Raw genomic sequence first — 14,540 nt, forward strand, 5'->3', positions numbered from 1 at the left:
CGGTTCAACGTCTCGTGCCCCGCTAACGTAGGATTTGCCGATTCCGTTCCCTAGAGGCCATCACAAGGCCGTGATGAGACGTGATCGTGCGCGATCAAAAATGACCCTTTGGTAATCCAAAGCGCATTAAAGCGATTTAATATCAGTGTCTTGGGATTGTGCTGGGATGCTGCATCCCAGATAGGGCCGTTCCGGACCTGTCTGCATAAATCAGTTGCCTGTGGCGAGAAAGCACAGACGAAAACCCAAGTGATTTGCGGCCGCTAGCGCGTTTTCGCGCGAGCTGGACGCCCGTCCCGCGTGCAGAAAACGCTCCGGAACAACAGGCTCTAGACGCTGCCGACCGTCTTCAGCCGGGCCCTGGGATGGATCTCGGCTTGCGACAGGACGGTGGTCTGCGAGCGGAACCGTTCCACCAGTGAGCGAACGAACGGCCGGATCGCGGCCGACGTCACCAGGACCGGCGCCTCGCCCTCGCGCGCCGCCTGCTCGAAGGCGTTGCGCACGGCGGTCATGAACTCCGACAGTTTCGAGGGCTGCATCGCCAGGTTGCGGTCGTCGCCGGTGCCTACGATCGACTCCGCAAACGCCTGCTCCCAGCGCGCCGACAGCGCGATCAGCGGCAAATAGCCGTTCGGCGAGGTGTTTTGCGCGCAGATCTGGCGGGCCAGCCGGGCACGGACGTGCTCGACCATGGTGGCCGGATTGCGCGAGAACGCCAGCGCATCGGCGATGCCTTCGAGGATGGTCGAGAGATCGCGGATCGAGATGCGCTCGGCGAGCAGCAATTGCAGTACGCGCTGGATGCCCGACACCGTGACCTGGCCCGGCACGATGTCCTTGATCAGCTCGCCTTGCTCCTTCGGCAGGTCCTTCAAGAGCTTCTGCACCTCGCCGTAGGACAACAGGTCCGCCATGTTGGTCTTGAGCAGCTCGGTCAGATGCGTCGACAGCACCGTGGCGGCGTCGACCACGGTGTAGCCCTTCAGCGCGGCCTCTTCCTTCAGGCCGGCGTCGACCCAGGTCGCCGGCAGGCCGAAGGTCGGCTCGATGGTGTGGATGCCGGGCAGTTGCACCTGGTTGCCGGCCGGGTCCATGACCATGAACTGGCTCGGCCAGATCTTGCCGGTGCCGGCGTCGACTTCCTTGATCTTGATGACGTAGCTGTTGGCTTCGAGCTGGACGTTGTCGAGGATGCGCACCGCCGGCATCACGAAACCCATCTCGATGGCCAGTGAGCGGCGCAGCGCCTTGATCTGCTCGGTCAGGCGGTCGGTGCCGTCGGGGCCGTTGACCAGCGGCAGCAGCGCGTAGCCGAGCTCGATCTTGAGGTCGTCGATCTTGAGCGCGGCGGCGATCGGCTCCTCCGCGGCCGCAGCGGCGGCGGCCGCGGCTGCAGCAGGGGCGGCGGCGGCTGCCGTTTCGGCCGCCTTCGCAGCCCGCTTCTGCTTGCGTGCGTTCCAGGCTAGCACCGCGGCGCCGGAGCCCAGCGCCAGGAACGGCAGCGTCGGAATGCCCGGCAGCAGCGCCAGCACCAGCATCACGCCGGCCGACATGCCGAGCGCCTGCGGATAGCCGGAGAGCTGGCGCATCAGCGCCTTGTCGGCGGCGCCGGTGATGCCGGCCTTGGAGACCAGGAGGCCGGCGGCGGTCGACACGATCAGCGCGGGCACCTGGGTGACGAGGCCGTCGCCGACCGTCAGCACGGTGTAGGTGCGGGCGGCTTCGCTGAAGGAGAGGCCCTGCTGGGCGACGCCGATGATGATGCCGCCGACGATGTTGATGCCGACGATCAAAAGACCGGCGATGGCATCGCCGCGGACGAATTTCGAGGCACCGTCCATGGCGCCGAAGAAACCGCTCTCGTCTTCCAGCGCCTTGCGGCGCTCCTTGGCGGCCTTCTCGTCGATCAGGCCGGCGGAGAGGTCGGCGTCGATCGCCATCTGCTTGCCGGGCATCGAGTCCAGCTGGAAGCGTGCGGCGACTTCGGCGATGCGGCCCGAACCTTTGGTGATGACCACGAAGTTCACGATCACCAGGATCGCGAACACGATGATGCCGATCACGAAGTTGCCGCCCATCACGAAGTTGCCGAACGCCTCGATGACGTGGCCGGCGGCCGCCGTGCCCTCATGGCCGTGGCTCAGGATCAGCCGGGTCGAGGCCATGTTCAGCGACAGCCGCAGCATGGTCGAGATCAGCAGGATGGTCGGAAACGACGAGAATTCCAGCGGCGCCTGGATGAACAGCGAGGTCATCAGGATCAGGATCGAGACCGTGATCGAGACCGCCAGGAAAAGGTCGAGCACGATCGAGGGCAGCGGCAGGATCAGCACCACCAGGATGGTGAGGACGCCGATCGCCAGCGCGATATCGCCGCGCTTCAGGATGTCGCCGATCTCGCCGAGGCTCGGCAATCCGCTCTTGCCTGCCGTGCCCTGACCCGCCGTGACGTCGACCATGGTAGCCGCTCTCCCCCGCGACTGGCGGCTGCGGCCGCCAAGCGTCTGCGCGACGGCCGCAGGGCCGCCGTTCCGAAAGTGAGGCACCGCGCTGGCGTTCACGGGGATCTCCGCCCGTTAGACGCGTTCGACGACACTCGACTTCACTCGGCAATTCTTGCCGGGTGTATGGTTAGCAAAGGGTTAATAAGGGCTTTCGCGCGACCGCACGGGTCGTCGCAGGCGCCGGCAGGGGGATTCGCGGCCGGAAGTAGGGGTGAGAGGGCCTCGTGGTCAAGATGCGCCGCCCTCACCGGTCCAGACCAGGATTTTGCCCCGCAACAACGCGTCATCCTGATGAGGAGCCCGCCAAAGGCGGGCGTCTCGAAGGATGGCCACGGATGAGGCCGCAGGCCTTGCGGCCTCTATCTGAGCGCACCGAGCACGACGCCCGATGCGGCGATGATGCCGAGCGTGATGACACTGGCGCGCCACAAGAACTGCTGCCGGGCGGCGCGCCGGTCATGAAAGGCCAGCCAGTCGTGGACAAAGCCCGCGGGGATGTCGAACACCACCGCCGACTTGTTGCGACGGTGCGTTTCATGCTCGCAGTACATCGTCCGGACCGTCGGCACGCCCAGCCGCTCGAGCTCGCAGTGCCACTCCCAGGCATGCTTGCCGTTGGTCCAGCGATTTTCAAAGGGGATCACGTGTGATTCCATGACGAGCCTCCTGGCCCACCCTTGAACCTCACGCGACAAGTCTAGCCGATTTCATGGGCTGGCGCGAGATTGACGCCGCACCGGGGCTCGTGCCCGTGCGGCGCGATGGCGGTAACTCGTCCGGGCGCCATGGAGCGTCCCCGGCGGCCCTGCGCCGGGTCCGCCCGGCGGTGCAGAGGCCCGCTTTAGGCGGGCTCAGTCCAACTGCGCCAATGCGTCGGTTGAACATGGACGTGGTCATTTGAACCAACGACCCAGTCGGCGCCGTCCTTGTGGCAGGGGAACACGAGCGCATGGACCATTCCATCATAGTCCAGGACACAGACTTCGAGATCCCGGTCTGCTGGCGCAGTTGAAACGGGTAGCCATTCTGCGGGCAAGGTATGCATGATGTACCTCCGATGAAATGCATGCGGTTCTCTCGGTGCGACGGCCGGGGGCGTGGGGCATCTGGCTTGACGCCAGCACGCGAGCGTCTGTCGCTCGTCAGTTCCGTCACAAGCAGCGCTGCCGGCCTGCGACGCACAATCCACCGTCCGAACGATCTTGGCACGGATGACGATTGGCAAGTGTGAACCAGCTCGCACTGCTTTCGATCTTCTTCGACAGGATGATCGCCGTCGCGCGATCGATATTCCTACACGTCCGGACACTTTCTCAAGTCGTATGCACGAGCACGATCAGTCCCGCCACAATCAACGCGGCGCCGGCGGCATAGCTGAGGCGGTGGCCGACCGGGAGCAGCTTCTCGCAGGCGACGTAGACGGTGATGCCGACGATCCAGAGCAGGTTCATCACGCCGCCGACGAACAGCAATGCCATCAGGAACCAGCAGCAGCCGAGGCAATAAAGGCCGTGCCGCAGCCCCATGCGCAGCGCACCGGCCGTGCCCGGTCGCCAGTGCCGGCTCAGGAACAGCACCGGGCTCTGGCAGTAGCGCAGGCAGGCGCGCTTGAGCGGCGTGAACTGGTAGAGCCCGGCCAGCAGCAGGACGCCGCTGGCGAGCGTCGCGCTGGTAGCAGCCATCGCCATCGACAAGAGGCCGGCGAGGTCGAGTTGCCATTGCGCCAGCGTCGCGGCGAGGCTAAAGCCGGCCCAGATCACGAGATAGCCGCACAGGAAGATCCAGGCCTCAGCGAAGGGAGAGGGCGTTGCCGATTGCTTGCGCTTCAGGGCGGCGAACAGCAGCACCATCGGCGCGACGCTCGAGATCATCATGGCGACCATCATCGTCAACCACATGACGAACACCAGCACGGCATAGGAAGGCGTCCATGGCGTCGGATCCATCGGCATATCAGCCATGCTCATGTCGATGCCGGCGCCGGCCAGGAGATAGGCCCAGGCCAGCGCCATCACCGCGGCGATGCCGCCTGCAAAGATCAGGCGGTCATGCCGCAGGACGTTTTCGAGCGCCGATGTCTCGCTCATGTTGGGATCCCAGCAGCCAAACGGCCGATCCGCGCCCGGCTGTGTCAGGCCGCGACGCCGTCCGGCGTCTGCACGACGTTGGCGAGCGAACTGTGCGAGCCCTTGGTCTCGTACTTGATCGCCCCCGTCGAGCGGATGTTGGAGGAGGCCACCTCGGCCCCCCTATGCTCGAACCCCTCCGGCATCACGACCTGGATGCGATGCGGCGTGCCGGTGACAGGATTCTTGATCGGCTCGACCTCGGTCTCCAGCACGCCCTTGGCGACGAGCTTGGCGACGCGCCCGTTCTTGTCGAAGGAGAACTCGATCGGCACGAACACCGGATCATGGATCTTGGTCACGATCAGGCTGAAGATCTGGAACAGCGTGCCTTCGGCCGAATTCTTGCCGGACAGGATGTTGAACAGCGCTTCGCGCTGTTCCGCCGTGGCGCGCTCGTCGACGATCGGCTGCATCTGCCCGTTGCCCTCGTGAAGCGCGCCGGGAAAGTCGACGGTTGCCGCGAACACCAGGCCGTCGAGCTTGGTGCTGCCGAAATGCCCCTTGGTGATCCGCATGCCGACCATGCCTTTGCAGGAACCATGCGTCGGCAGCGCATTGAAATCGCAGGGGCAGCCAAATGCACAATTGCAGTTCTTGATCCATTCGCCTTCGAGACGCCAGTCAGAAGCCATGGCAAACCTCCATATGACTGTCGGTGATCAATGCAGGCGCTTCAGAATGCTTTCCGCTTCAAAAAAACCGGATCAGTTCAAGTAGGCCGGGATCATAGCAGCAACCGGTCCGGCGGTACAGGAAGCGCTGACGCCCGATCGCCCAAACATCGCCGCGGCGGCGCACGGAGGCGCCGATCGGGGAGGGAGGACGGACCGGGATTTGAACGTCCAAGCCTCGACGTCAGACGAAATACCGAGCAAGTCGCTTCGTGTCGGGGGATCCATGACAAGCCAAGGAGACCGTGCGGCGGCAACGACCGGCAAACCCTGGATTGGTGGTTTCGGGGCTGTCGCGGCTGTCACCCTTTCCGTCGCGACGGGCGCTGCCGCAAAGCCTCCGGGCCAGGACGCCGCCATGATGCGCATGCTGGCGTGCGACGGCGAAGGCGTCAGGATGGAGGTCTATCTACCGCTATCGGTTGCATTGGCAGGCCAAGGCCTGCGCGCCGGCCAGACGGTGATCGGCTACTACGCGCTCGACCTGACCGAGGCCAACAAGGGCAAGCCGCTTGAGCCGGTTCGCGTCACGATGAGCGCGGACAAGAAGACGGTGACCGTCGACCAGTACACAAGGGGACTGCCGCCGACACAGATTCCGGTGGGCGGAGGCACGGTCGATTTCGATCAGCGGTTTGCGAAACGCGCCAAATGCGGCCCGTTCCAGTCGCAGGACCCGAACTTCGGGAATTGATGCGACGCTAGCCGCGCGCGAATCCGCCGCGGAGCGTGCCGTTTCAAGGGGCGGCGTCCCCTTGCTGGCGCATGCCTAATCTCTCGGCAATGTGGCTTGACCCGGAGGCAAATGCCGACGAAGTTCCGCCTGCCGTGGTAATTTCTTCTGAATTTTCCCCTGAAGTCGCTACGTTCATTCCCGACTCGCGCCGGGCATGGCTGCGCCTTGTCGTGGCCGTGGTGATCGGCTCGCTCGGCAGCGTCGGCATGTGGTCGGTCGTGGTGGCGTTGCCGGTGGTGCAGACCGACTTCGGCGCGACCCGCGGAACGGCCTCGCTCGCCTTCACCATGGTGATGCTCGGCTTCGGCCTCGGCCAGGTCGTGACCGGCAAGATCAGCGACCGCTACGGCATCGTCGCGGCGATCGGCGCCGGGATCGGCATCCTCGGCCTCGGCTATGTCGGCGCCGGCTACGCGCCGTCGATCTGGGCCTTCATCCTGCTGCATTTTGCCATCGGCCTGTCGTCGGCGGCGACCTTCGGCCCGTTGATGGCGGAGGCGTCGCACTGGTTCGAGCGCTACCGCGGCCTCGCGGTCGCGATCGCCGCGAGCGGCAATTACGTCGGCGGTACGGTGTGGCCGCCGCTGGTCAATTTCGGCATGCAGAGTGTGGGCTGGCGCACCACCCATATTGCAATCGGCATCTTCACCGCGATCGCGATGTTGCTGGCACTCATGGTGCTGCGCGTGTTGATGGGCGCGGCGACCAGGCGCAGCCATGGCAACGCGGCGCCACCCCGGGTCGACCTCAAGCTTTCCACCAACGCGCTGACCGCGATACTGTCGCTCGCGTCGATTTCCTGCTGCGTGGCGATGTCGATGCCGCAGGTCCATATCGTCGCCTATTGCGGCGATCTCGGCTACGGCGTGGCGCGCGGCGCCGAGATGCTGTCGCTGATGCTCGGCTTCGGCATCATCAGCCGGATCGGCTCCGGCTTCCTCGCCGACCGGATCGGCGGCATCCGCACCCTGCTGATCGGCTCGATCGCGCAAGGCGCGGCGCTGTTGTTCTATCTGTTCTTCGACAGCCTGACCTCGCTCTACATCATCTCGGCGATGTTCGGCCTGTTCCAGGGCGGCATCGTGCCGAGCTACGCGATCATCGTGCGCGAGGCGATGCCGGCGTCGGAGGCCGCGACGCGGATCGGCATCGTGATCTTCGCCTCGGTGTTCGGTATGTCCTTTGGCGGCTGGATTTCGGGCGTGATCTTCGACGCCACCGGCTCTTATGCCGCCGCCTTCGCCAACGGCCTCGCCTGGAACCTGCTCAATGTCAGCATCATCCTGCTGCTCATGATGCGCTCGCGGCAGCGGGTGGCGCTGCGTAATTCTCGATCACACCGACTGGCCGGCCCTGAGCAATGAGCAGCCGGTGATCTTCAGGCTGCCGTCGGCCTGCCGCTCCAGCGTGTAGAGCGCCTCCCACGCCTCGCCATTGGCGTCGACGATATGGACGCGCTGCGCGATCCGGTCGCCGTCGCTGCGCGCCTCGCCGAACTCGAAGCTCCTGTGCCGATAGACCGGCGCGTATTGGTTCTGCACCATCGACATGAAGATGTCGGCTTGCGGAAAGATCTGCCGGATCGCCGGCGCGGCATGCGAATAGGCCGCCGCGGCGTCGTCGCGGCCGAACGCCTGCTCCTGCGCGCGGATCACGGCCTGCGCGGCGCCGACGTCGTCGGCCGCTGCGGGAGCGAGCGAGCCGAGCAGAATAGCGACGAACATCAGGATGATGCGCATGCGGTGGCACCGTCGACAGTCGACCTTCCAGCCGCCGCAAGGCTACTCCCGCACGACCACGGCGGCAACGGAGCAGGCGCATTCGGCGGCTGGCTCCGAACGGCCACGCAGCGCGATGTCAGTTGACGCGCCGATGGTGCCGCAGCGCCTCGGCAGTCGGGCATCCGGCGTGCCGCGCATGACGCGTTGCGAATGGCTGCTCGATGGTGACGATCTGGCAACCGTATTGCGCCGAAACCTCGGCGATGACGTTCGACACCGCGTCGTCGATGCGCGAGCCGGGCAGATGCGCGACGATCAGGTCGCCGATGCTGAGCCGCTTGCGGACGCGCAGGTCGTTGTCGATGCGGTAACTGAACAGGGCATGGATCACGCCGCGGCGATCGCGAATCGCGATCAGCCCGGTCTCGGGCGAGCTGCCGCGGCAGCGCCGGCGCACGAACCGCAGCCACTGATCCGTGGTAATACTGGCATCATGCATGAACACCAGCGGATAGGCCACGATCGCATGCTGATGGTCGATCGGAAGTGCCTGGAATTGCTCGTTCATCGCCGGATTCCCCGATGATGGCGAAACTGCTGGGGAAAGCGCGGCGCAGCATTGATCTGCATCAATGCCGCCGGCGGTTGATCCAGATCAAATCGGGGTTGATAGTGCCACGCACCCAACCAAGCGGACACCCGAAGCCATGAGCATTGCCGAGCCACTGCAGGATTCCTGTGCAGGCGCGACGCGTTCCGACTGCAGGCACGGCCGCGCCACGAATGGTTGCGAGGACTGCAAGGTCAGGCTGTTCAGCGTCTGCGCTGCGCTGGAGCCGTCCGAACTCGAGGAGCTCGACCGGATCAGCCAGGCAAAGCAGGTTCCGGCACGAACGACGCTGTTCGAGCAGAGTGCGCTGGCGGGCAGCGTGTTCAATGTCACCGACGGGGTCGTGCGGCTCTACAAATCATTGCCCGACGGCCGCCGCCAGATCGTGGGTTTCGCGCTGCCGGGCGACTTCCTCGGACTTGCGCTTCAGGACCGCTACGGCGTCACCGCGGAGGCGGTCAACGACGTCGCGGTTTGCCGTTTCGTGCGATCGGCGTTCCTCGCCTATGTCGACGGCAAGCCGCATCTGTTGCGCCGCCTGCATGAGTTCGCGGGGCACGAGTTGAGCCTGGCGCAGGACCAGATGTTGCTGCTCGGACGGCGCAGTGCCGAGGAAAAGATCGCTGCATTCTTGCTCCACATGCAGACGCGATACGCCCGGATCGGAAGCGTGTCCGTTACCGTGCCGCTGCCGATGAGCCGGCAGGACATCGCCGACTATCTCGGTCTCACCATCGAGACGGTGAGCCGCACGCTGACCCGCCTTGCGCGCGAGAAGGTGGTGTTGATCGTGCCCGATGGCGTGCGGCTGCTCGACCTCGAACGGCTTAAGCTGAGCGGCGCGAGTTGACGCTTCGGCGTCGGCTTTTTGATCCAGCACAAGGCGATGCGCGCGCAGGCGCGCTAGGTCTCTCCATCACATGCAGGAGACGACCCATGCCTCTCGACACCATCCTCGTCATGATCGCGGTCACAGCGATGTTCGCCACCATTGCCGCCGTCATTGCGTGGGGCGACCGGCAGACGCGCGATCTGTGATACTGTCGTGTGATCAGAGCCATTCCGGTCCGATTGAATCGGAATGGCTCTCTGGATCGTTGTCTTGACGCGTTTTCGTCACGCGAACCGGTATCCACTTCGCCTGAAGACGCTCTATCTGATCGAGCCCTTGAAATTATCGATGTCCGGCGAGGGGCGGGCGGGAAACAGCCGCGCGGTCGAGGAGTTGTCGAGCCGGCGCTTGCATTTCGCTTCGTCGGCGTCCTTGCTCTCGGTGCCGTCCTTGTTCGAGTAGCGCTTCTTCGCGAACAGATCGTCCTGCCGGTTGACGATCAGCATGGCGTGGTCGCGCTCGAGCGTGTCGGGGTTCTTGCGCTGCTCGTCGGAGCGGAACGTGCCGCCGACGATCTTGCCCGTCATCTCGTAGTCGCAGCCGGCCTTCCAGTCGCCCTGGTCCCACTTCCATCCGGTCGCCTTCAAGGTACCGTTGCTCTCGGTGGTGATCTTGATGATGGCGTTATGAGCGAGCCAGATGCCGGCAAGCCCGCTGCGCTTGTCGTCAAAGCCTTCGAGCAGCGCAAGGCGTTCGCGCTGCAATTCGTCGACGTGGTCGCGCCCATCGACGGTGAAGTGAACCTGGGAGCTCTGCTTGTTCCAGGCCGGGTGCAGGAATTCGGGATATTGCTGCGTCTGGCTCTTCACCCAGCTGCGCTGATCGTCGATCAGCGCGCGCCGCGTCGCCTCGTCGAGGTGCGGCTGCAATGCCTTCCAGGCGCGGTTCAGCCGCCGGTCGTTGTCGGCCAGATCAGGGTCGGCGCAGATTTCCTCGTCGGTCGCCGTCTCCGGCCTGGTGCAGTCGAAGGTCGGGACGACGAAGGCGGTGTCCGCCCGGTCGGATGCCGTATCCTTGCCGGCGGCAAAATAGCTGCCGGTGACCTGCCACATCGACGAGCAGTCGGCGAAGCCGTCCCACTCCTCGTCGTCGATGCTGCCGACGATCCGCAAGGTCTCGCCCTGGCGGCGGAGTTTGAGTGACGGCGGCCTGGCGGGAGCGGCCGCAGCGTCGGCTTTCGGCTTGTCGGCCGCCGTGTCCGTATTGATCACCACGGTGCCGGCGAGCCAGCCACTCCCCGCAGGCTTCAGGTCGGCGGTGAGCTTGCAGCTTCGCCTGCGGTCGCCGCCATAGTCGCCGCGCAGATCGGCGGCGAGGCGATAGGCGCCGCCGTCGGCAGGCGTCAGCGTGATGTTGCCGAAAGCATTGACCCAGTTGCCGGCGATGCCGGAACGGCCGGATGCCATTCCCTCAAGTGCGGCGGCGCGGCGCCGCAGGGCTTCCGCAAAGCTCTCCTTCAATTCGTCCGCGTCGCTATCGGCCAGCACCTCGGCGGCGTCGATGATCATCTCGTTGAACCAGGCCTGGTCGCGCTTCAAGAGCGGCTTGACGTTCGCCGGGATCTTGCCGAGCGCCACGTCGAACGCCCTGTCGATCTGCGTCACCAGCCTGTCGGTGCCGGCCTTCCTGCAGTCCGCGGTCTTGATCGTGCTGTCGCCGCTATCGCCGCACAGCCTGATCGCGGTCGGCCCGCTGCTTGATGCCCGCAGATCATCGTCCAACGCAACGGACGGGCCGGATGCAAGGACCGCGATGGCCGCGACGGCGGCCGCAAACCGTGGAGAGCAAGGCATCGACGTCACCCGCACGGCCGCGCCATGCGGCCCCTGCGGCTTGGGTCGCCCGCCGCGCGCGCCGGGTTCAAAATGTCGGCGGCGTGCAGGCCGAGATCACTTCGCACGGCTTGGCGCCGATGCAGCGGAAGCGGTGCGGGCGGCGGCTTTCGAAGTAATAGGCGTCGCCGGCGTTGAGCACCCGCCGCTCGTCGTCGACCGTGACCTCGAGCCGGCCCGAGACCACGATGCCGCCTTCCTCGCCCTCATGCACCAGCGGCACGCGGCCGGTGTCGCTGCCGGGCTCGTAGCGCTCCTTCAGGATCTGCAACGCCCGGCCGAACAGACTGTCGCCGATTTGCAGATAGGAGATCGGCTTCTTGCCGATCTCGGTCAGTTCGTCGGCGCGATAGAACGCCTTGCGCGGCCGCTCCGGCTCGATCGCGAAGAATTCGGCGAGCCCCATCGGGATCCCGTCGAGGATGCGCTTGAGGGCGCCGACCGACGGGTTCATCTGGTTGGATTCGATCAGCGAAATCGTCGAATTGGTCACGCCGGAGCGTTTGGCGAGCTCGCGCTGCGACAGCTTGTGGCGCGCGCGGATGAATCGAAGCCGACCGCCGATGTCGACGCTCATGGCAGTCCCCTTGGCAAATCCCTGTTGCAGGTGTTGCGGATCGAACAAACCTTGGCAGACCGCCTCAACAAGATCAATGGCTTGCGGTGCGGCAGAAAAGGACTTGTTGAGTGCCTGGAAGAGTGGTCCGACTAGCATCAGTCAGCAATGGAGCGCCGCCGTGACCGTTCATCAGATTCCGAACACCATCAAGACCGACTCGTTTTGGATGCCGTTCACGGCCAACCGGCAGTTCAAGAAGGCGCCGCGGCTGTTCTCCTCCGCCAAGGGCATGTACTACACCTCGGTCGACGGCCGGCAGGTGATCGACGGCTCCGCCGGTCTGTGGTGCGTCAACGCCGGTCACGGCCGCCCGCAGATCGCGGCCGCGGTCGAGCGGCAGCTGTCGACCCTGGACTTCGCGCCCTCGTTCAACATGGGCCACCCGCTGGCGTTCGATTTCGCCGAGCGGCTCGCCGAGATCGCCCCGAAGGGGCTGGATCGCGTCTTCTTCACCAATTCGGGCTCTGAATCGGTCGATACCGCGCTGAAGATCGCGCTGGCCTATCATCGTGCCGCCGGCCAGCCGAGCCGCACCCGCTTGATCGGCCGCGAGCGCGGCTATCACGGCGTCGGCTTCGGCGGCATGTCGGTCGGCGGCATGGTCGCCAACCGCCGCCAGTTCGCGACCCATCTGCCCGGCGTCGACCACATCCGTCATACCCACGATCTCGCCCGCAACGCCTTCGCCAAGGATCAGCCGGAGCACGGCGCCGAACTCGCCGACGATGTCGAGCGGATGGTGGCGCTGCATGGCGCCGACACCATCGCGGCGGTGATCGTCGAGCCGGTGCCGGGTTCGACCGCGGTGCTGCCGGCGCCGAAGGGCTATCTGCAGCGCCTGCGCGAGCTCTGCACCAAGCACGGCATCCTGCTGATCTTCGACGAGGTCATCACCGGCTTCGGCCGCCTCGGCACCCCGTTCGCCGCCAACTTCTACGGCGTGACGCCCGACATGATGACGACCGCGAAGGGTATCACCAACGGCACCGTGCCGTGCGGCGCGGTGTTCACCAGCCGTCAGATCCACGACGGGCTGATGGTCGGCCCGGACAACGCCATGGAGCTGTTCCACGGCTACACCTATTCGGCGCATCCGGTGGCCTGCGCGGCGGGTCTTGCCACGCTCGACATCTACAAGGACGAAGCTCTGCTGACCCGCGGCGCCTCGCTCGCCGACTACTGGCGCGATGCCCTGCATTCGCTGAAGGGCCTGCCGAACGTGGTCGACATCCGCAACCAGGGCCTGATGGGTGCGGTCGAAGTCGCGCCGCGCGATGGTGTCGTCGGCGCGCGCGGCTACGACATCATGGTCGATTGCTTCAACCGCGGCCTCTACTTCCGCATGAGCGGCGACTCGCTGGCGTTGTCGCCGCCTTTGATCGTTGAGAAGTCGCACATCGACGACATCGTCTCGATCCTCGGCGACTCCATCAAGCGCGTGGCCTGATAATTGCTAGCTAGATATTAGCTAGCTCCACAAATTGCTGTCGCCGTTGCGAAGCAGACTGGTTTCGCAGCGGCGATTGCGTTTTCGCTGCAGGATGTGAGGAAAAGTGAAGGTCCTTGTTCTCGGCAGTGGCGTGATCGGCGTCACCTCTGCCTATTACCTTGCACGCGCAGGCCACGAGGTGACGGTGATCGACCGTCAGCCGAAGCCCGCGCTGGAAACCTCCTTTGCCAATGCCGGCGAAGTGTCGCCCGGATACTCATCGCCGTGGGCCGGCCCCGGCGTGCCGGTCAAGGCGGTGAAGTGGCTGTTGATGAAGCACGGCCCGCTGGTGATCCGCCCCAAGCTCGATCCTGTGATGTGGCTCTGGCTCTTGAAGATGCTGCGCAACTGCACGACTGCGCGCTACGCGGTGAACAAGAGCCGGATGATCCCGATCGCGGAATACAGCCGCGACTGCCTGCAGGCGCTGCGCACCGAGATCGGCATCCGCTATGACGAGCGTGCGCGCGGCACGCTGCAGCTGTTTCGCGAGCAGGCCCAGCTCGATCACACCGGCGACGACATCGCGGTGCTGAAGCAGTACGGCGTGCCGTTCGAGGTGCTCGGCCGCGAGGGCTGCATCGCCGCCGAGCCCGCGCTGGCCGGCGTGAAGGAAAAGTTCGCCGGCGGGCTGCGGCTGCCGCGTGATGAGACCGGCGACTGCCACATGTTCACGCAGGCCCTGGTGCTGGAAGCCGAGAAGCTCGGCGTTCGCTTCAACTTCAATGTCGGCATCGACGGACTGAATGCGGACGCGACCCGGATCACCGGCGTCGCGACCAGCGCCGGGATGATGACGGCGGACGCCTATGTGCTGGCGCTCGGCAGCTATTCGCCGATCCTGCTGCGGCCGCTCGGCATCTCGCTGCCGGTCTATCCGGTCAAGGGCTACTCGATCACCGTGCCGATCAGGGACGCGTCCGGCGCGCCTGAATCGACCGTGATGGACGAGAGCTACAAGGTCGCGATCACCCGGCTCGGCGATCGCATCCGGGTCGGCGGCACCGCCGAGATCTCGGGCTATTCGACCAAGCTCTACGCCGCGCGGCGCGCGACGCTGGATCATTCGCTGACCGACCTGTTTCCGCGCGGCGGCGACCTTCCCAGGGCCACCTTCTGGTGCGGGCTGCGCCCGATGACGCCGGACGGCCCGCCGGTGATCGGCGCCACGCGCTTTGCCAATCTGCACCTCAACACCGGTCATGGCACGCTCGGCTGGACCATGGCCTGCGGCTCGGGCCGGGTGCTGGCGGACATGCTCTCGGGGAAGAAGCCCGAGATCGACACCAAGGAGCTGTCGATCAAGCGCTACGATGTCAGGTTCGGGTAAGCCC

General features: G+C 65.4%; 13 protein-coding genes. 5 read left to right on the forward strand and 8 right to left on the reverse strand.

What is annotated here, in order from left to right; all coding sequences use genetic code 11:
• Nucleotides 1-329: 329 nt before the first annotated feature.
• From flhA to Q2M23_RS08745, 4 genes are all read right to left on the reverse strand, one after another.
• Nucleotides 330-2,462 (reverse strand): flagellar biosynthesis protein FlhA, encoded by a 2,133-nt coding sequence (gene flhA, locus Q2M23_RS08730; RefSeq protein WP_253638932.1) that lies wholly within the window; start codon nt 2,460-2,462, stop codon nt 330-332.
• A gap of 404 nt (nt 2,463-2,866) precedes the next feature.
• A complete protein-coding gene (locus Q2M23_RS08735) occupies nt 2,867-3,163 on the reverse strand; it encodes a hypothetical protein (RefSeq protein ID WP_028341258.1) in 297 nt (98 codons plus the stop codon).
• Between the two features lie 657 nt (nt 3,164-3,820).
• Nucleotides 3,821-4,594: a DUF2182 domain-containing protein gene (locus Q2M23_RS08740; protein ID WP_168856235.1), complete on the reverse strand. Its 774-nt coding sequence runs from the start codon at nt 4,592-4,594 to the stop codon at nt 3,821-3,823.
• 44 nt (nt 4,595-4,638) lie between these two features.
• Nucleotides 4,639-5,268 (reverse strand): DUF1326 domain-containing protein, encoded by a 630-nt coding sequence (locus Q2M23_RS08745; protein ID WP_316395331.1) that lies wholly within the window; start codon nt 5,266-5,268, stop codon nt 4,639-4,641.
• Nucleotides 5,269-5,533: 265 nt separating this feature from the next.
• Here Q2M23_RS08745 and Q2M23_RS08750 point away from each other — a divergent pair, with 265 nt between their 5' ends.
• Both Q2M23_RS08750 and Q2M23_RS08755 read left to right on the forward strand, forming a co-directional pair.
• On the forward strand, nt 5,534-6,001 hold the full coding sequence (locus tag Q2M23_RS08750) for a hypothetical protein (protein ID WP_233475444.1): 468 nt from the start codon (nt 5,534-5,536) through the stop codon (nt 5,999-6,001).
• A gap of 212 nt (nt 6,002-6,213) precedes the next feature.
• Nucleotides 6,214-7,407 carry an MFS transporter gene (locus tag Q2M23_RS08755; RefSeq protein ID WP_410469704.1) on the forward strand — a complete coding sequence of 398 codons (1,194 nt, stop codon included), beginning with the start codon at nt 6,214-6,216 and terminating at the stop codon, nt 7,405-7,407.
• Here Q2M23_RS08755 and Q2M23_RS08760 read toward each other — a convergent pair.
• Both Q2M23_RS08760 and Q2M23_RS08765 read right to left on the reverse strand, forming a co-directional pair.
• Entirely contained in the window at nt 7,378-7,782 is a 405-nt protein-coding gene (locus Q2M23_RS08760) for a DUF4864 domain-containing protein (RefSeq protein WP_316395333.1), read from the reverse strand. The genes Q2M23_RS08755 and Q2M23_RS08760 overlap by 30 nt on opposite strands.
• 118 nt (nt 7,783-7,900) lie before the next feature.
• The gene (locus Q2M23_RS08765; protein ID WP_141342804.1) at nt 7,901-8,284 is read right to left on the reverse strand and encodes a hypothetical protein; all 384 of its coding nucleotides are present in this window, start codon (nt 8,282-8,284) and stop codon (nt 7,901-7,903) included.
• 187 nt (nt 8,285-8,471) lie between these two features.
• Between Q2M23_RS08765 and Q2M23_RS08770 the strand changes: the two genes are divergently transcribed.
• Nucleotides 8,472-9,224: a Crp/Fnr family transcriptional regulator gene (locus Q2M23_RS08770; protein WP_057015183.1), complete on the forward strand. Its 753-nt coding sequence runs from the start codon at nt 8,472-8,474 to the stop codon at nt 9,222-9,224.
• Nucleotides 9,225-9,526: 302 nt separating this feature from the next.
• Here Q2M23_RS08770 and Q2M23_RS08775 read toward each other — a convergent pair whose 3' ends face one another.
• Together Q2M23_RS08775 and Q2M23_RS08780 are read right to left on the reverse strand one after the other, a co-directional pair.
• On the reverse strand, nt 9,527-11,059 hold the full coding sequence (locus Q2M23_RS08775) for a lysozyme inhibitor LprI family protein (RefSeq protein WP_316395334.1): 1,533 nt from the start codon (nt 11,057-11,059) through the stop codon (nt 9,527-9,529).
• A 67-nt stretch (nt 11,060-11,126) separates the two neighbouring features.
• Entirely contained in the window at nt 11,127-11,675 is a 549-nt protein-coding gene (locus Q2M23_RS08780; protein ID WP_018273259.1) for a cupin domain-containing protein, read from the reverse strand.
• Between the two features lie 160 nt (nt 11,676-11,835).
• Here Q2M23_RS08780 and Q2M23_RS08785 point away from each other — a divergent pair, with 160 nt between their 5' ends.
• Together Q2M23_RS08785 and Q2M23_RS08790 are read left to right on the forward strand one after the other, a co-directional pair.
• Nucleotides 11,836-13,164, forward strand: a complete 1,329-nt coding sequence (locus tag Q2M23_RS08785; RefSeq protein WP_035631725.1) for an aspartate aminotransferase family protein — start codon at nt 11,836-11,838, stop codon at nt 13,162-13,164.
• Nucleotides 13,165-13,270: 106 nt separating this feature from the next.
• On the forward strand, nt 13,271-14,536 hold the full coding sequence (locus Q2M23_RS08790; RefSeq protein WP_316395335.1) for a D-amino acid dehydrogenase: 1,266 nt from the start codon (nt 13,271-13,273) through the stop codon (nt 14,534-14,536).
• The last annotated feature ends 4 nt before the right edge of the window (nt 14,537-14,540 follow it).

It is taken from the genome of Bradyrhizobium sp. 33ap4 (assembly GCF_032654765.1).
GTDB classification, from domain to species: domain Bacteria; phylum Pseudomonadota; class Alphaproteobacteria; order Rhizobiales; family Xanthobacteraceae; genus Bradyrhizobium; species Bradyrhizobium australafricanum.